Origin of the sequence: Streptosporangium lutulentum, from assembly GCF_030811455.1 — a bacterium.
Taxonomy (GTDB): Bacteria; Actinomycetota; Actinomycetes; order Streptosporangiales; family Streptosporangiaceae; genus Streptosporangium; species Streptosporangium lutulentum.
In genome coordinates, this window is record NZ_JAUSQU010000001.1 from 6,541,793 (window position 1) to 6,559,482 (window position 17,690).

Below are 17,690 nucleotides of genomic sequence, written 5' to 3' on the forward strand. Positions count from 1 at the left end.
CGGGCGTCGCCTCGATCCGTCGTAGGGGCATGAGGACATCGATCCGTACGGCCGGCGCCGTCACCCTCGCCGCCGCCCTGCTCGCCACGGCGTGCAGTTCGACGGAGACTTCGCCGGAGGCAGGGCCCGGCGCGAGCCGTACGACGCCGGTCGAGCTGGGCGACATCAAACTGGTCTCCTACAGCGGTTGTGACGACATGCTGACCGGATTGCGGACGGAGACGGCGAAGAACGTCGGCCCCTGGGGCCTCGGCGGCCCGGTGATCATGTACGCGGAGGCCCTCTCGGCCGCGCGCGCGGACGCCGGCGCGGCCAAGGGCGTCGCGGGCGCGCCCGAGCACTCGACCACGAACGTGCACGAGGCCGGGGTCGACGAGCCGGACCTGGTGAAGACCGACGGCAACCGGGTGATCACCGTGAACCGCGGCGTGCTGCGGGTGGTGGACACCGCGACCAGGAAGGTCACCGGCACGCTCAGACTCGTGGACGCCGAGCAGGCCTGGGCCCCGGCCGACCTGTTGATCAGTGGAGACCGGGCGCTGGTGCTGTTCTCCGGCGGCGGGATCATCCCGTTCGGCGCGAGGGCCAAACGGGCCGCGAGCCCCGGACCGCGTTACGTCCTCGTCGACCTGTCCGGCCCGCCGAAGGTGCTCGGCTCGCTCACCCCGAACGGCGCTCACGTGGACGCCAGGATGGTCGGCTCGACGGTGCGGGTCGTGGTCCGCAGCCAGCCCGAGATCGACTTCTCGTTCCCCGACGCCGACCCCGGTCTCTCGGACGGCGACCGCACCCGGCTGAACAGGGACGTCGTGGCCAAGACCCCGGTCGAGGCGTGGCTGCCGAAGTTCGAGGTGACCGCCGCCGACGGCACGACCTCGAAGGGCTCGGTCAGGTGCGAGCAGATCAGCCACCCCGCGGAGTACACCGGGACGTCGATGCTGACCGTGCACAGCCTGGACCTGTCTCCGGGGGTCACGGGGATCTCCGAGACCGCGCCGATCGGCGTGGCGGCCGACGGTGACACGGTCTACGGCACCGGCAGCAGCCTGTACGTGACCAGCAACCCGCGCTGGTGGTGGCCCCGGCCGATCATCGACGACTCCGCGCCGGCGCCCACCCGGACACCCACCGAGACGGAGCCGCCCAGGGCGACCCCGGCGGCGCCGCAGTCCGAGCCGACGCCGACGGAGCCGTCGGTGACGCTCTCCCCCGGGCAGACCCCCCCGAGCGTCGAGCCCGCGACGGCGACTCCGACGCCGACCCCGGCGCCCCCGAGTTTCACGGCGGCTCCCAGTCCTGAGAACACCCCGGTCGAGCCTCCGGAGGAGACCGAGGTCCACCGGTTCGACATCACCGCGGCCGGCGCTCCCCGCTACGTCGCCTCGGGCAAGGTGCCGGGCCGGTTGCTCAACCAGTACTCCCTGTCGGAGTACGAGGGGAACCTGCGGGTCGCCACCACCTCGACCGCGGGGCGGAGCAGTTCCAGCGCCGTCTACGTGCTCAAGGCCGACACCCTGGGCAGGGTCGGGGAGGTCGGCGGCCTGGGTGAGGGCGAGCGGATCTACTCCGTCCGTTTCATCGGCCCCGTCGGCTACGTGGTGACGTTCAGGCAGGTCGACCCGCTCTACACCCTCGACCTGCGCGACCCGGCCGCCCCGAGGAAGACCGGCGAGCTGAAGATCACCGGCTACTCGGCCTATCTGCACCCGGCGGGCGAGGGACGGCTGATCGGCGTCGGCCAGGAGGCGAGCGAGGAGGGCCGCACCCTCGGCACCCAGGTCTCGCTGTTCGACGTCAGCGATCCGGCCAACCCGCGCCGCCTGTCGCAGATGTTCCAGAAGGACTCCGGCTCCGAGGCCGAATGGGACCCGCACGCCTTCCTGTACTGGGCCAAGACGGGCATGGCCGTCCTGCCGCTGAGCACCTGGACCGGCACCGAGCCGACCAACGGCGCGGCCCTGGTCCTCGACATCGGCGACTCCGCCATCACCAAGACGGGCACCGTCGTCCATCCCGCGCCCGCGCGCGCCGGCAACGCCGGCTTCGCCGCCTACGACCCGGGCATCCGCCGCTCGGTCGTCATCGGTGACAGCCTCTGGACGGTCTCCGATCTGGGTCTGAAGATCAGCGACATGAACGGCCTCGCCGACCAGGCGTGGATCCCCTTCTCCTGACCGTCCCGCTCCCGGCCTGGTCAGGGCCTCTCCCGACCCGATCGAGTACGGCTCGCGCCTCCGGCATCACCGCCGGGGGCGCGTCCTATTACACCGACATATCATCCTTTACAAGATCTTGTCATGGCTCTTGATCGATGTTACTTCTTGCGCACCGCATGTGATTCACGTGTGGCACGGCCGACGGCCATATCTACGCAGGAGGATCGGTGTCGACCAAGCCCTGGTTACGCCTCACCGTCATCGCAGCCGCGACCGCGGCGCTAGCCCTTCCCCTTCCGGGTATCGCGAACAGTGAACCCGGCGGGCAAGCCCCCAAGCCCCACGATTTTCAGGCCGAGATAGGCGCCAAACCGGATCTGGACAACCGCCGGGGCAGCGTCGCGCCACCGGCCTCACTGTCCCGGTCCACGAGCACCGCGACGATCCGGTGGAACACCCTCGGCACCCCGGCCGTCATCACCGACTCCGCACCGCTCGCCGAAGGGCTGGGCTCCGATCCCGAACAGGCCGCGCGGGCCTACCTCAAGGCGAACGAGAACCTCTTCGGGCTCTCCGGCGAAGCCGTGGACGGGCTGGAGAAGGTCGCGGTCAACCCCATCGGGGAGGGCCACGCCGTACTGCTCAGGCAGAGGTTCGGCGGTCTGCCGGCGGGCGTGGACGGGCAGGTCGCGATCGGCGTGAAGGACGGCAAGATCGTCCACGTCACCTCGACCCTGTCGCGTTCGACCGAGGCGCCCCCCGCCGCCGGGATCACCGAGCAGCAGGCGCTGGAGATCGCGGCCAGGGACGGCGGCATCGACCTGGCCACGGCGAGGACCAAGCAGGCCACCGCCGTCGCGGTGCCCGCACCGGACGGGACGCACAACGCCTTCCAGGTCGTCCTGATCGGCGGCTCGGAGGGCGAGGCCGCCGGCTACACCACCCACGTGGACGCGGTCAGCGGCGAGATCCTGACCCGCGAGAACCTCGTGGACCACGACTACGACCGTGACCGGGACCGCGATCACGGCAACGCCCCGGTGGGCCCGAGCTGGGAGGTCTTCCCGGCCAACCCGCCGGCCAACTACTCCTCCTCCGACACCCGCAAGACGTGGTGCCACGCCTCCGGCGCCCGCTGCGACTACGTGGTCGGCGGCGACCCCGCCACGGGCAAGGCCTGGGACGTGGACCACACCACGGGAGCCTCGACGACCACGAGCATCGGCAACTCCGCCAGGACCGTCGAGAACCGGGCCAGCGGCAGCTCCAACAGCGTCGGCACCCGCAGCAACGTGATCACGCCGAGCCGGAACTACGCCTACCCCTGGACCAACAAGTGGTACACGGCCAAGTGCGACCCGGCCACGTTCGACCAGCCGGGCGAGGCCGACCTCGAGGCCGCGATGGCGAACCTGCACGCCATGCACAACCGGATGCACGACTGGTCCTACCGGCTCGGCTTCACCGAGAACGCCTGGAACATGCAGAGCGACAACGGCGACCGGGGCGGCCTCGGCAACGACCCCGAGCGGGGCAACGCCCAGGCGGGCGCCCGGGTGCTCACCGTGCGAAACAACGCCAACCAGATCACCGGCCCCGACGGGGTCGCTCCGATCACCAACATGTACCTCTGGCAGCCGATGGCGGGCTCGTTCTACGCGCCGTGCGTGGACGGCGACTACGACATGTCGGTCATCGGGCATGAGTACACCCACGCGATCTCCGGTCGTATGATCGGCGGCCCGAACGCCGGATGGAGCGGCGCCCAGGCCGGCGCCATGAACGAGAGCACCTCCGACCTGTTCTCCATGGAGCAGCTCTACGAGTACGGCTTCCGCCCCGCGGGCGACACGCCCTACGTCACCGGCGGCTACGTCACCGGCGACAAGAAGGCGGGCATCCGCAACTACGACATGTCCAAGTCCCCGCTGAACTACAGCGACATCTCCTACGACATCGTCGGCACGCAGGTGCACGCGGACGGCGAGATCTGGTCGGCCACCCAGTTCGACGTGCGCAAGGCCTTCATCCAGCGGTACGGCGAGGGCAGCCCGTCCAAGCAGAAGGCGTGCGCCGACGGCCAGATCCCGGTGGACCAGTGCCCCGGAAACCGCCGCTGGGCGCAGGTCTCCTTCGACGCGCTGCTGCTGATGGCCTCCGGCGCGGTCAGCTACGTCGACCACCGCGACGCGCTGCTCGCGGCCGACGCCATCCGCTTCGGCGGCGCGAACCAGTCGATCATGTGGCGGGCGTTCGCCGAGCACGGTCTCGGCGCGGGCGCGGCGAGCCTGGGGGCGAACGACCCCGACCCGACCCCGAGCTTCGTCGACCCCAAGGGCAAGAACGGCAGCCTGCAGCTCAAGCCGCTGCTGGACGCCAAGGACGCGGCGCTCAAGCTCTACGTCGGCGACTACGAGGGCCGCGTCGTGCCGGTGGCCGACACCGACCCGGCGACCGACCTCGGCGACACCGTGGAGATGACCCCCGGCACCTACGACTTCGTGGTCACGGGCAACGGATTCGGTCACACCCGGACGAAGGCCACGGTGCTGCCCGGCCTGAAACTGCCGCTGCTGCTGCCCCTGGCGAAGAACCACGCCTCCGCCGCACTGGGTGCGACGGCGACCGGTGACGGCGTCAACCAGGCCATGCTGATCGACGAGACCGAGGCGACGAACTGGGCCTCGCTCACCGGACCGGTCAAGGGCAAGTCCGTCACCGTCGACCTGGCCGGAACCAGCCCGGTGGAGGTCCGCAGGGTCCAGGTCAGCGCCATGCTCCGGCCCCTCATCGGCGACGCTGCCGACCCCGGCGCCCAGAACCGCTTCAGCGCCCTGCGCGCCTTCGAGGTCCTGGCCTGCGACGCCGCCAAGAAGGACTGTTCATCCCCCGACTCCTACAAGCGGGTCTACACCAGCCCGTCCGACGCCTTCCAGACCAGCCTGCCGCGTCCTCGCGGCGCCGACCTGCTCATCGAGTCCTTCAAGATCCCGACCACCAAGGCGACCCACCTGACCCTGCGGGCCGTCTCCACCCAGTGCACCGGCAACCCGCTCTACGCCGGTGAGCAGGACAACGACCCCAACTCCGCCACCGACTGCTCCACCGCCAGCCCGGCCAGGGACCACCTGCGCGCCGCCGAGTTCCAGGCCTTCACCCGCTAGGTCCCCGTACGGCTCCGCCTGATTCTCCCGCGGCTCCCGCCTTCCCCGGCGGGAGCCGCATCCATGGGGCCCGCACGACGGAAGACCCGGGCGGGGCGGACCGCACGGACCCGAATCGGGTTCTGATCGGGCCCCGCGTCAGGCCTGATCGAGCCCCCGAGCCACCCCGGAGGTCCGATCAAGGTCCCGGACTACACGGGGGTCGAATCGGGGCCCGCCACCGGCACGATCTCGGGGGCTCCGAGGCGGATCGCGTCGGCCTCCTGGTCGGTGTCCTGCTCCTGGGAGAGCCGCTCGGCCTCGACGCGCTTCGTGTAGTACTTCACCTCGCTCTTGATCTGCTCGGCGTCCCATCCCAGCGGCCCGGCGAGCAACTCGGCGGTCTCCTCGACCACGTCCAGCCCCCGGTGGAAGGTCTCGATCGAGATGCGTGTGCGCCGGGTCAGGACGTCGTTCACGTGCCGGGCGCCCTCGTGGCTGGCCGCGTAGACGACCTCCGCCCTGAGGTAGTCGTCCGCCCCGGTCAGCGGCTTGCCGAGCGACGGATCCCGCTCGATCAACGCCAGGATCTCGTCGATCATCGACCCGTAGCGCTGGAGCAGGTGCTCGATCCTGGCCACGTGCAGCCCGGACGACTGGGCCAGCCTGTGCCGGGAGTTCCACAGGGCCTGATACCCCTCCGCCCCGGCCAGCGGGACCTGGTCCGTGCACGACGGCGGGACCCTCTGGTCCAGGCCGTGCGCCACGGCGTCCACCGCGTCCTTCGCCATGACCCGATACGTCGTGTACTTCCCGCCCGCCACCATGACCAGCCCCGGCACCGGATGGGCCACCACATGCTCGCGGGAGAGCTTGGACGTCTCCTCCGACTCCCCGGACAGCAGCGGGCGCAGCCCGGCGTAGACGCCCTCGACGTCCTCGCGGGTCAGCGGCACCGAGAGCACGGCGTTCACGTGGTCGAGCACGTAGTCGATGTCCGACCGGGACGCCGCCGGGTGCGCCCGGTCCAGCTCCCACTCGGTGTCGGTGGTCCCGATGATCCAGTGACGGCCCCACGGGATCACGAACAGCACCGACTTCTCGGTGCGCAGGATGATCCCGGTCATCGAGTGGATGCGGTCGCGCGGCACCACCAGGTGGACGCCCTTGGAGGCGCGGACGTGGATCTGCCCCCGCCCGCCGACCATCGCCTGGATGTCGTCGGTCCACACCCCGGTGGCGTTGACCACCTGACGGGCCCGTACGTCCAGCTCGCGCCCGGCCTCAAGATCCCGTACCCGGACGCCGGTGACCCGTTCCCCCTCGCGCAGGAACCCCACCACCTGCGCCCGCGAGGCGATGTTGGCCCCGTAGGTCGAGGCGGTCCGCAGCATGGTCACCACGTAACGGGCGTCGTCGACCTGGGCGTCCCAGTACTGCACCGCGCCGGAGAACGCCGTCCTCCGCAGCGAGGGCGCGATTCGCAGCGCCCTCTTGCGTGACAGGTGCCGGTGTCCGGGGACGCCCCGGGTGAACCCGAAGGAGAAGCCCAGCGTGTCGTACATCACCAGGCCGGCCCCGATGTACGGCCGCTCCCAGCCGACGTGCGTGAGCGGCATCAGGAACGGCACCGGCCGGACCAGGTGGGGGGCGATGCGCTGGAGCAGCAGGGACCGCTCCTGGAGCGCCTCCCTGACCAGGTCGAAGTTGAGCTGCTCCAGGTAGCGCAGACCGCCGTGGATGAGTTTGGACGACCTGGACGAGGTGCCGGAGGCGAAGTCGCGCGCCTCCAGCAGCCCGACGGTTAACCCGCGGGTCGCCGCGTCCAGCGCGACCCCCGCCCCGACGACCCCACCGCCGATCACCACGACGTCCAGTTCCTGAGCTGCCATCTGATTCAGTGCGGCGGTCCGTTCGGCAGGACCGAGCTGTGCGGTGCCCATTCGCGCCGTCATGCTGCATCCCCCTGGAGTACGGCTTGTCATCTTGCGTCGTGTATCTACCCCTCAACCATAGGCATCACTACCGACCGGTAGTGAACCCCGGGCAGGGATACGGGTCACATCCCGGTGAACGGCGGGAGACCTCCCGCGGGCCTCGCGAAGAAGGAGCCCGGCCTGGGGAATTCGACGACCACCGTCCCGGCGGAACCGGTGGAGGATGGTCCCATGAGCATCACACTCACCGACGCCCGCGTCGTGACCCCCCAGGGTGTCCACGGAGGCTGGCTCACCATCGAAGACGGCCGCATCACCCACATCGGCCAGGGCGCCGCCCCGGGACCGGGCCACAGCCTCGGCGGCCGGTACGTCGTGCCTGGCTTCGTCGACATCCACAGCCACGGCGGAGCCGGCGGTTCCTTCCCCTCGGGCGATCCGGACCAGGCGAGCGCCGTCGCCGCCCTGCACACCCTGCACGGCACCACCACGCTCATGGCCAGCCTGGTCACCGCGACCCTGGACGACCTGGCCAGGGCCACCGCCGCCCTGGCCGACCTGTGCGAGGACGGCCTGCTGGCCGGGATCCACTTCGAGGGCCCCTACATCTCCGGTGCCCGCTGCGGCGCGCACAACCCGGCACTGCTGCGGGAGCCGTCGGCACGGGAGCTCGGCGGGCTGCTCAAGGCCGGGCGCGGCCACGTGCGGATGCTCACCGTCGCCCCCGAGCTGCCCGGCGCGCTGGACACCATCCGGGAGGCGGTCGCGAACAACGTGATCGCCGCGCTCGGGCACAGCGACGCCACCTACGAGCAGACCCTCACGGGCATCGACGCGGGCGGCAGCGTCGCGACCCACCTCTACAACGCGATGCCGCCGCTGCACCATCGCGACCCGGGACCGATCGCCGCGCTGCTGGAGGACGAGCGCGTCACGGTCGAACTGATCAACGACGGCGTGCACGCGCACCCGGCGATGGTGCGCCTGGCCTACGACGTCGCGGGCCCCGGCCGCACCGCGCTGATCACCGACGCGATGGCGGCCGCGGGGGCGGGTGACGGCGTCTACGGGCTCGGCACGATGAAGGTCAACGTCGTCGGCGGCGTGGCACGGCTGGCCGAGGGCGGCTCCATCGCGGGCAGCACCCTGACCATGGACGTCGCGTTCCGGCGCGCCGTCCAGGAGGTCGGCCTGTCCCTGAGCGAGGCGGCCGAGATCGCCTCGCTCACCCCCGCGCGGGTGCTCGGCCTCGCCGACCGCCTGGGCTCGGTCTCGGTCGGCAAGCAGGCCGACCTCGTGGTGCTCACCGAGGAGCTGCGGGTCGCCGGGGTCATGCGGCAGGGGGCCTGGATCACCGAGCCCCGGTAGACCGTACGGGCGAGACTCCGGCCGTCAGGAGGGCAAGGCCGGTGACGTCTGGCCATCACCGGCCAAAGTAGTCTTTCCTTGTCCATCGGTGGACGTACGTATCCACCGGGTTCGGGGCACTTCGAGACCGCGCCGAAGACGACCTCGACGCGTGATCGGCCCTGGATACGGCACATGAGGCTCGAACACGACGCGTGAGGAAGGGACGGCGATGGCGGAGCCTGACCCGGGAGTGGTCCCGCAGGCGGTGCTGAGCCCGCTGACGAGAACGGCGATCTTCCTGGTGGTGACGGTCGACCCAGGTGGTGAGCCCGTCGCGAGGGATCTGCTGTCCGAGTTGTCGGCGTTGCAGCGCGCCATCGGTTTCCGGGCGCCGAACGGCGACCTGAGCTGTGTCGCCGGAATCGGGTCGCAGGCGTGGGACCGGCTGTTCGGCGGGCCACGCCCGGCCGAACTGCATCCTTTCCCCGAGCTGACCGGGGCCGTCCACCGCGCGGTGTCCACCCCCGGTGACCTGCTGTTCCACATCCGGGCCCAGCGACTGGACCTGTGCTTCGCGCTCGCGTCGCAGATCATGGAGCGCCTGCGCGGCGCGGTGACGGTCCGCGACGAGGTGCACGGATTCAAGTACTTCGACGTGCGCGACCTGCTGGGCTTCGTCGACGGGACCGAGAATCCGATCGGCCCGGCGGCCGGCGCGGCGGTCCTGGTCGGCGCCGAGGACCCGGAGTTCTCCGGCGGGAGCTACGTGATCGTTCAGAAGTACCTGCACGATCTGCAGACGTGGAACGCCCTGCCGGTCGAGGCCCAGGAAAGGGTGATCGGCCGTACGAAGCTGGACGACATCGAGCTGGACGACGCCGCCAAACCGGCCGACTCCCATGTCGCGCTGACCACGATCGTCGACCCCGACGGCACCGAGCGGCAGATCCTGCGGGACAACATGCCCTTCGGCACCGTCGGCAGCGGTGAGTTCGGCACGTACTTCATCGGCTACGCCCGTACCCCGTCGGTCACCGAGAGGATGCTGGAGCGGATGTTCCTCGGCGATCCCTCGGCGAGCCATGATCGGATCCTGGACTTCTCCACCCCCGTGACCGGCACCCTGTTCTTCGTCCCGAGTGTCGACTTCCTCGACGACCTGCCCGATCCGCCCGGCATCACCGCTGAGACCGGGGTCCACGCCGAGGACGAGGCAGGCACGACATCCGAGGTCCGGGAGCTGTCCGAGGGTTCCCTGGGCATCGGCGACCTGAAAGGGAGCACCGCCCGATGAACAACCTGCATCGCGAACTGGCACCGATCTCCGCGGCCGCGTGGGCCGATCTGGAGAACGAGGCCCGTCGCACCTTCGAGCGCCACGTGGCCGGCCGCCGCATCGTCGACGTCCCCACGCCGGGAGGCGTCCAGCTGTCCGCGGTCAGCACCGGGCACCTGGACGCCATCGACCTCCCCGCCGAGGGCGTCGTCGCCCACACGCGCCGCTCCCAGCCCATCGTCGAGTTGCGCGTGCCGTTCACCGTCGACCGGCAGCAGGTGGACGACGTCGAGCGCGGGGCCAAGGACGCGGACTGGCAGCCGGTCAAGGACGCCGCCCGCCAGATCGCCTTCGCCGAAGACCGCGCGATCTTCGAGGGGTACGCCGCGGCCGGCATCGCCGGCATCCGTGAGAGCTCCTCCAACCCGGCGATCGCGCTGCCGGCCGAGGTACGCGACTACCCCGACGCCGTCAGCCGTGCCGTGTCCGCGCTCCGGCTGGCGGGCGTCGGCGGGCCGTACACCCTGGCTCTCAGCGCCGACGCCTACACCGCCGTGAGCGAGACCTCCGATCACGGCTACCCGATCCACGAGCACATCGCCCGGCTGCTGGACGGTGAGATCATCTGGGCGCCCGCCATCGACGGGGCCTTCCTGCTGTCCACCCGCGGCGGCGACTTCGAACTGCGTCTCGGCCAGGATGTGTCGATCGGCTACCTGTCCCACGACGCGACCAGCATCCAGCTGTACTTCCAGGAAACGCTGACCTTCCTCGTGTACACCGGCGAGGCCGTGGTGACGCTCACGGCGCCGTCTCAGCCCACCGGCTGAACCCCCGGGCCAGGGCTCCGTATCGAGGTCGCGCCGAGGCCGTACCGGGGGTCGCCGCACCGTCCCGGCCCCCGGCCTGGCCGCGCCGAGGCCGTACCGAGGCCCGGCCCGCCGGTTGGGCCTCGCTGAAGCCCGCCGCTCCGCCCGGCCCGCCGGTTGGGACGGGCGGAGCCCGGCAGGGGCGGGCCGATCACCCCCGGCGGCGCCGCCCTCGACGGCCCCGCGGGCCGATCACGACCAGTTCCAGTGGACGCCGACCACGCCGGGTTCGAGCGTGTCGGCCACCATGTGGACGGCGTGGTGGGCGTTGAGCGCGAGCTCGTCCCGGTCGCGCTCGGGGGCACCGGGATCGTGGCGGGCGAAGCGGTGGACGCGGGCCGGAAGCGCGGTGGGGGCGAAGCTCACCCGGAGCACGTACTGGCCGGCGGGGAAGCGGAAGATCCGTTCGTACTTGACGGTCTCCACGCCGCTCGGGTCGGCCAGCTCGTAGCGGATCACCTGGGTGTCCCCCGTCTTGAGCTCCCGATCGAACAGCAACTCGGCCACCACCAGGGCGGTCGGCCCGTCGCGGCGGACCCGGCCGACCCTGCAGTCCTCAAGCGCGCGGATCCGCACGCGCTCCACGTCACATCCCAGGTCACCCCAGTAGATCATGATGTAGCGGTCGACGGCGTCCTCGTGCGCCCGCACCACCTGGAGCGTCTCGCGCCGGACGATGCTGCGGTCCTGTCCGGTCTGCACCGTCTCGTACATCCCGGCGATGTGCAGGCGCCGGTCGTCGGCCACCCCGTCCAGGTCCCTCAGCAGCGCCGACAGGGTCTGGGAGGACTCCATGATCGCGGGGTGCGGCGGGGCGCTCTGCGGCGGTTCCCCGACACCCCGGCCCCGGGGGCGGGGCGGGCCGAGGAGCGCCATGAGCGAGCGGGGCGGCAGGGCGAGTATCTCCTCCAGCGCGCGTACGGCACGCAGCGACTCGGGCCGCTCAGGACGGCGCAGTCCCTGCTGCCAGTAGCTCAGGCTCGTCATCCCGACCCGCAGGCCGCGTTCCTCCAAACGCTGGCGGAGCCTGCTCAGGGTCAGGCCACGCGCCTCCACCGCGACGCGGAGCGCGGCGTGAAAAGGGCCCTCGCCAAGGGCGATCTGGAGTTCTTGATCATCCGACACATGTGAATGTTCACAGATTTTCCCCTAAACGTCACTTCTGCCCCCGCTCGCAGCGCCCCTGACCGCGGCGCGGGCCCGTCTCCGGCCCGTCTCCGGCTCGTCTCCGGCTCGTCTCCGGCTCGGAGAACACCGAACGCCCGGCCCCACGGAAGGGACCGGGCGTTCGAAGGGGACGTCAGCCGACCTGCGGGGCCACGACGACCTCGACCCGCTGGAACTCCTTGAGGTCGGAGTATCCGGCGGTGGCCATCGTGCGCTTGAGCGCGCCCATCAGGTTCATCGAGCCGTCGGCCACGGAGGAGGGCCCGTGCAGGATCTGCTCCAGAGTGCCGACCGTGCCGAACCTGACCCGCTTGCCCCGGGGCAGTTCGGGATGCTGGGCCTCGGACCCCCAGTGGAAGCCGTGACCGGGGGCCTCGGTGGCCCTCGCCAGCGGCGAGCCGACCATGACCGCGTCCGCGCCCACGGCGATCGCCTTGGCGATGTCACCGGAGGTGCCCATGCCGCCGTCGGCGATGACGTGGACGTACCGGCCACCGGACTCGTCCATGTAGTCGCGGCGGGCCGCGGCCACGTCGGAGATCGCGGTGGCCATCGGCACCACCACGCCCAGCACCGTGCGGGTGGTGTGCGAGGCCCCGCCGCCGAAGCCGACGAGCACGCCCGCCGCGCCGGTCCGCATCAGGTGCAGCGCCGCGGTGTAGGTGGCGCAGCCTCCGACGATCACCGGAACGTCGAGTTCGTAGATGAACTGCTTGAGGTTCAGCGGCTCGGCCCTGCCGGAGACGTGCTCGGCGGAGACCGTGGTGCCGCGGATCACGAAGATGTCCACGCCCGCGTCGATGACGGCCTTGTGGTACTGGACCGTGCGCTGCGGGGACAGCCGGACGGCCGTGGCCACCCCGGCGGCGCGGATCTCCTCGATGCGCCGGCCGATCAGCTCTTCCTTGATCGGCGCGTTGTAGATCTCCTGCAGCCGCTTCGTGGCGGCCTCGCCGTCGAGCTCCGACACCTCCGCCAGCAGCGGCGTCGGGTCCTCGTAGCGGGTCCACAGACCTTCGAGGTCCAGCACGGCGAGACCGCCGAGCCGCCCGACCTCGATCGCGGTCTTCGGCGAGACCACGCTGTCCATGGGGCTCACCACCACGGGCAGTTCGAACCGGTAGGCGTCGATCTGCCAGGAGATCGAGACCTCCTCCGGATCACGGGTACGACGGGACGGGACGATGCCGATCTCGTCGAGCGCGTAGGCACGACGGCCGTTCTTGCCGCGCCCGATCTCCACCTGAGTCATATGTCTGTCTTTCCTTCATGCGTGTACGGGTGCTCACGCCAGATGGGCGCGGGCCGTACAGTGCAGCTGTGGCTCGCCTGCTCGCCGAGCCCGGCGCGGATCCCCGTTCTTGGGAACTTTAGCGACCGTGGTAGTTCGGAGCCTCGACCGTCATCTGGATGTCGTGCGGGTGGCTCTCCTTGAGACCCGCCGAAGTGATCGGCATGAGCTCGCATTTACTGTGCATCTCCGAGACCGTGCGGCATCCGGAGTACCACATGCCCTGGCGCAGGCCGCCGATGAGCTGGTGGGCCACCGCGGCGATCGGGCCGCGGTAGGGAACCTGGCCCTCGATGCCCTCGGGGATGAACTTGTCCTCGCCGCCGACGTCGGCCTGGGCGTAGCGGTCCTTGCTGAAGGAGGTGCCGCCGCGCTCGCGGTTGCGGACCGCGCCGAGCGAGCCCATCCCCCGGTAGGACTTGAACTGCTTGCCGTTGATGAAGATCAGCTCACCCGGCGACTCCTCGCAGCCCGCGAGGAGCGACCCCAGCATGACCGTGTCGGCCCCGGCCGCGATGGCCTTGACGATGTCGCCCGAGTATTGGAGGCCGCCGTCGCCGATCACCGGCACCCCGGCGGGACCGGCGGCCAGGGAGGCCTCGTGGATCGCCGTCACCTGCGGGGCGCCGACGCCGGCGACCACGCGGGTGGTGCAGATGGAGCCCGGCCCGACCCCGACCTTGACCGCGTCGACCCCGGCGTCGACCAGCATCTGGGCGCCGGCGCGGGTGGCGATGTTGCCGCCGATCACCTCGACCCGGCTGTTGGCCTTGATCTTGGCGATCATGTCGGCGAGGCCCTTGGAGTGACCGTGTGCGACGTCCACGATGATCGCGTCGACGCCGGCCTCGACCAGGGCCATCGCCCGCTTCTCCGCGTCATCCCCGATGCCGATGGCCGCCCCCACGACGAGCCGGCCATCGGCGTCCTTGGTGGCGAGCGGATACTGCTCGCTCTTGGTGAAGTCCTTGACGGTGATGAGCCCGCGGAGCCGCCCGTCGGCGTCGATCAACGGGAGCTTCTCGATCTTGTTCTGCCTGAGCAGCTCGTACGCGCCGTCCCTGGAGACGCCGACCGGCGCGGTGACCAGCGGCATCTGGGTCATGACCTCGCGCACGGAACGACCGTGGTCGGTCTCGAAGCGCATGTCGCGGTTGGTGACGATGCCGACGAGCACGCCGGTCGCGTCGGTCACCGGGACACCGGAGATCCGGTAGGTCGCGCAGAGCCGCTCGACGTCGGCGAGGGTGTCGTCCGGCGAGCAGGTGACCGGGTTGGTGACCATCCCGGCCTCGGAGCGCTTGACGAGGTCGGCCTGCTGGGCCTGGTCCTCGATGGAGAGGTTCCGGTGCAGGATGCCGATGCCGCCCTGACGGGCCATCGCCACCGCCATCCGGGCCTCGGTCACGGTGTCCATCGCGGCGGAGACCAGCGGAATCCGAAGAGTGATCCCGCGCGACAGCCGAGTGGTGGTGTCGGCCTCACCCGGCTGCAGATCCGAGTAGGCGGGCACCAGGAGCACATCGTCGAACGTGAGCCCCGGCTCGGTGAACTTGGCCATCTGCAAACCTCCTGCCACGGCGCTCTCATGATGGGGAAAGGCGCCGGCCCCCGGGTCACAGTTTAGAGTCTGCGGCCAAACCTGCGGGACACCCCCGGGGAAAGACGGGAGACCGAGCGGTCGGTGACCCGCTCGGCCCCCCGCATCACCGGCACCGGCACGAGAACGCCTGGCATGCCACCGGACCCCCCTCCGCGTCCGGATGGCGGCGCACCCGCATCCGGTGCCGACGCTGCGTCAAGCCTGCGTCACGATCGGTTCCCCCCGCAACGTACATCCGTGCAATTGCACAAAGTTGCACACCCCGACGCACCAGGTAGGGGCAACGCCCGGACAAGGACGATTCGTCGGGTTATCCTCGCCAGACCCCGTGTCATTTCAGGAGCCCCTCGCCGATGCGTACTGACACATCTGCACCACCAGACCCGCTGGAGACCCTGGGTCTCACCCCTGCCCAGACGACGCTCTACAACGCGGTGCTGCGCCTGCATCGCGCCACCTGCGCCGAGCTCGCGGAGGCCACCAACGACTCCCCGGAGCCGCTCGGCCGCGAGCTGGCCATCCTCGTGAGGCTCGGCGTGGTCGACGAGCAGGGCGGGGAGTATCTCGCCCGGCACCCCGCCACGGCCCTCGGCCACCTGGTGGCCGAGCGACTGGACCGGCTGGCCGCGGAGAGCCGCAGGATCGACACCGTGCTCGGGTCGATCCGCGGGTTCATCCACCAGTACGACGCCGGGCGCGACTATCAGGCGGGCCAGTTCCCCGTGACCCTGGTCGGCGGGGCCGACGAGCTCTACGAGAGCGTGATCGGCATGGCGGTCCAGGCACCGCCGCTGGAGCTGCTGTCGGCGATCCCCGACCAGCGGACGGTGAACGACTTCGCGCACCGCTACGCCGACCAGTGGATCGCGGCCCAGCGCACCGACCTGCTCTCCTCCCGGTTCATCATCCCGGTCCACACGCTGGAGATACCGGGCCTGCGCGACAAGCTGGACCAGTTCGAGCGGGCGGGGGCCCAGGTCCGCACCCTCGACGTGGTGCCGAGCTGGTTCCTCGTCGCGGGAGCCGACGCCGCGGGCATGCCCGCCCAGTGGGGCGGCACGCTCGCGGAGAACGCCTACAACTTCCACCTGGTCAGAGCGGCCGTCGTGGTGGCCGCGCTGCGCTCGTTCTTCGAGGAGCTGTGGGCCCGCGCGGCGCCGCTGCCGTGGACGCGCCGCGGCGACGGCGTGATCCGGGTGCTGCGGCTGGCCGGCCAGGGGGTCTCCGACGAGATGATCGCCCGGCAGCTCGGGGTCTCGGTCAGGACGGTGCGCTCCCGGTTCGCCGACGCCATGGCCGAGCTCGGCGTGCAGTCGCGTTTCCAGGCCGGGGTGGAGGCCTCGCGCCGCGGCTGGCTCGCCTAGTCCGCCCGGACGAGCCGGGACCCGCTCGCGGGCATCCGGTTCGTATGAGTTCCGGGCCTGTCTGTCACATCCAGGCCATAAGGTGGGATCGTGCTCGACGATGTCCCTCGCGACCCGTTCGCGGATGACCCCGACGACCCGGCGGCGGCGCTGGGTGAGCCTGACGATCCGGAGCCGCTGACCTCGGACGAGCGTGACGAGGCCATGACCGACCTCGCCGACGTGGAGGTCTTCCGATCCCTACTGGAGCCCCAGGGTGTGCTCGGCCTGGTCCTCGACTGTCCCGAGTGCGGCGAGCAGCACTACTTCAACTGGGAGCTGCTGCGCGGCAATCTGCGCCAGATGATCGAGAACGGCCAGCCGCAGGTGCACGAACCCGCCTACCAGCCCAACCCCACCGACTACGTGAGCTGGGAATACGCCCGTGGCTACGTCGACGGTGTGATCGACACCGAAGAACGCCGCTGATCGACGTCGTCGACCAGCGCCGACAGCAGGCCGATCACGGCATCCGAGGTGGGGACGGGCCTCCTGGCGGAGAGCGCCTCCAGGACGGCGTCGGCCTCGGCCACGGCCGGGTCCTCGTCCGGCCCGTATTTCCGAACCGGACGTCGCGGGTGAACCGTTGTCATGATCGCGCTCGCTCCGGGTCCTCGGCGGGCCTGCTCCGCGCTCCGGGTCCTCGCCCCCGACCACCACTCGACTGCTCCACGGTCAAGCTATCGACTCCAGCTCCGCCATCGCTCGCAGCCGGGCCAGCGCCCGGTGCTGGGCAACGCGAACCGCACCTGGTGACATACCCAGTACATTACCGGTCTCCTCGGCGGAAAGACCCGACACCACCCGGAGCATGAGCAGCTCGCGTTGATTGTCGGGGAGCCTGGAGAGCAGCCGGCGCGCGTGCTCGGCCTCGATGTAGCGCACCACGGTCTCCTCCGGCCCCGGACCCTCGTCGGGCCCGTCAGGAAGGTCCTGCGTGGGTACGGCGGAGCGTACGGAACTACGCAACGCGTCGGCCACCTTGTGGGACGCGATGCCGAAGACGAAGGACGCGAAGGGGCGTCCCATGTCCCGGTAGCGAGGCAGTGCGGACAGCACCGCGATACATACTTCCTGGGCCACGTCGTCCGCGATGTGATACTGACCGGAGACCCGGCCGAGACGACCACGGCAATAACGGACAACCATTGGCCTCAGCTGCGCGATCAGAGATTCGATCGCTGTGCGATCTCCCTGAACGGCGAGCCTCGTCAGATCTTTGAGATCATCCCTGTGGGCGGTCCCTTCAGATCTCGTCGCAAGCCTTACCCCATTTTTGGCGTCGGCGACGCATCCCTCGGTCACGTTAGGCATGATGCCCGCCCTGGTATGACCTGTCGTCATCGCAAACGGCTACGGATTGGTCACATTGAAGCGGCGATAACCGGTAGTAATCAATCGATCACAACAACGGCTTGAATTTATAACAATATTTCATTGGATTACCGAATAAGTCGACTATTTGTTAGAACGGTGTTTGGCCTTCCGCACATCA

At 70.3% G+C, this 17,690-nt stretch carries 13 protein-coding genes; 7 read left to right on the forward strand and 6 right to left on the reverse strand.

Annotated features, from left to right (window positions below; translation table 11 throughout):
- The first annotated feature begins 29 nt into the window (after nt 1-29).
- Both J2853_RS28975 and J2853_RS28980 read left to right on the forward strand, forming a co-directional pair.
- A complete protein-coding gene (locus tag J2853_RS28975; protein ID WP_307563435.1) occupies nt 30-2,174 on the forward strand; it encodes a beta-propeller domain-containing protein in 2,145 nt (714 codons plus the stop codon).
- A gap of 209 nt (nt 2,175-2,383) precedes the next feature.
- On the forward strand, nt 2,384-5,320 hold the full coding sequence (locus J2853_RS28980) for a M36 family metallopeptidase (protein WP_307563437.1): 2,937 nt from the start codon (nt 2,384-2,386) through the stop codon (nt 5,318-5,320).
- A gap of 191 nt (nt 5,321-5,511) precedes the next feature.
- On the opposite strand, the gene glpD is transcribed toward J2853_RS28980, so the two are convergent.
- The gene (gene glpD, locus J2853_RS28985; protein WP_370879541.1) at nt 5,512-7,242 is read right to left on the reverse strand and encodes a glycerol-3-phosphate dehydrogenase; all 1,731 of its coding nucleotides are present in this window, start codon (nt 7,240-7,242) and stop codon (nt 5,512-5,514) included.
- Nucleotides 7,243-7,467: 225 nt separating this feature from the next.
- Here glpD and nagA point away from each other — a divergent pair, with 225 nt between their 5' ends.
- The 3 genes from nagA (at nt 7,468) to J2853_RS29000 (ending at nt 10,692) form a co-directional block, all read left to right on the forward strand.
- Nucleotides 7,468-8,604 (forward strand): N-acetylglucosamine-6-phosphate deacetylase, encoded by a 1,137-nt coding sequence (gene nagA / locus J2853_RS28990; RefSeq protein WP_307563441.1) that lies wholly within the window; start codon nt 7,468-7,470, stop codon nt 8,602-8,604.
- 211 nt (nt 8,605-8,815) lie between these two features.
- Nucleotides 8,816-9,880, forward strand: coding sequence for a Dyp-type peroxidase (locus tag J2853_RS28995; RefSeq protein ID WP_307563443.1), 1,065 nt, complete (start codon nt 8,816-8,818; stop codon nt 9,878-9,880).
- Nucleotides 9,877-10,692 (forward strand): family 1 encapsulin nanocompartment shell protein, encoded by an 816-nt coding sequence (locus J2853_RS29000; protein WP_307563445.1) that lies wholly within the window; start codon nt 9,877-9,879, stop codon nt 10,690-10,692. Before J2853_RS28995 ends, J2853_RS29000 begins: the two co-directional genes overlap by 4 nt.
- Before the next feature lie 231 nt (nt 10,693-10,923).
- Here the strand turns inward: J2853_RS29000 and J2853_RS29005 are convergent, their stop codons facing one another.
- The 3 genes from J2853_RS29005 to guaB all read right to left on the reverse strand — a co-directional run bounded on the left by J2853_RS29005 (nt 10,924) and on the right by guaB (nt 14,750).
- Nucleotides 10,924-11,856: a hypothetical protein gene (locus J2853_RS29005; protein WP_307563447.1), complete on the reverse strand. Its 933-nt coding sequence runs from the start codon at nt 11,854-11,856 to the stop codon at nt 10,924-10,926.
- Between the two features lie 175 nt (nt 11,857-12,031).
- On the reverse strand, nt 12,032-13,150 hold the full coding sequence (locus J2853_RS29010; protein WP_307563449.1) for a GuaB3 family IMP dehydrogenase-related protein: 1,119 nt from the start codon (nt 13,148-13,150) through the stop codon (nt 12,032-12,034).
- A gap of 118 nt (nt 13,151-13,268) precedes the next feature.
- Nucleotides 13,269-14,750, reverse strand: coding sequence for an IMP dehydrogenase (gene guaB, locus J2853_RS29015; RefSeq protein WP_307563451.1), 1,482 nt, complete (start codon nt 14,748-14,750; stop codon nt 13,269-13,271).
- Nucleotides 14,751-15,145: 395 nt separating this feature from the next.
- Between guaB and J2853_RS29020 the strand changes: the two genes are divergently transcribed.
- Both J2853_RS29020 and J2853_RS29025 read left to right on the forward strand, forming a co-directional pair.
- Entirely contained in the window at nt 15,146-16,156 is a 1,011-nt protein-coding gene (locus tag J2853_RS29020) for a helix-turn-helix transcriptional regulator (RefSeq protein ID WP_307563453.1), read from the forward strand.
- Nucleotides 16,157-16,246: 90 nt separating this feature from the next.
- Nucleotides 16,247-16,624 carry a DUF5319 family protein gene (locus J2853_RS29025; protein WP_089209299.1) on the forward strand — a complete coding sequence of 126 codons (378 nt, stop codon included), beginning with the start codon at nt 16,247-16,249 and terminating at the stop codon, nt 16,622-16,624.
- Here J2853_RS29025 and J2853_RS29030 read toward each other — a convergent pair.
- Both J2853_RS29030 and J2853_RS29035 read right to left on the reverse strand, forming a co-directional pair.
- Nucleotides 16,585-16,728 carry a hypothetical protein gene (locus J2853_RS29030; RefSeq protein ID WP_307563458.1) on the reverse strand — a complete coding sequence of 48 codons (144 nt, stop codon included), beginning with the start codon at nt 16,726-16,728 and terminating at the stop codon, nt 16,585-16,587. The genes J2853_RS29025 and J2853_RS29030 overlap by 40 nt on opposite strands.
- Nucleotides 16,729-16,870: 142 nt before the next feature.
- Nucleotides 16,871-17,509: a sigma-70 family RNA polymerase sigma factor gene (locus J2853_RS29035; protein WP_089209297.1), complete on the reverse strand. Its 639-nt coding sequence runs from the start codon at nt 17,507-17,509 to the stop codon at nt 16,871-16,873.
- Nucleotides 17,510-17,690 lie beyond the last annotated feature (181 nt).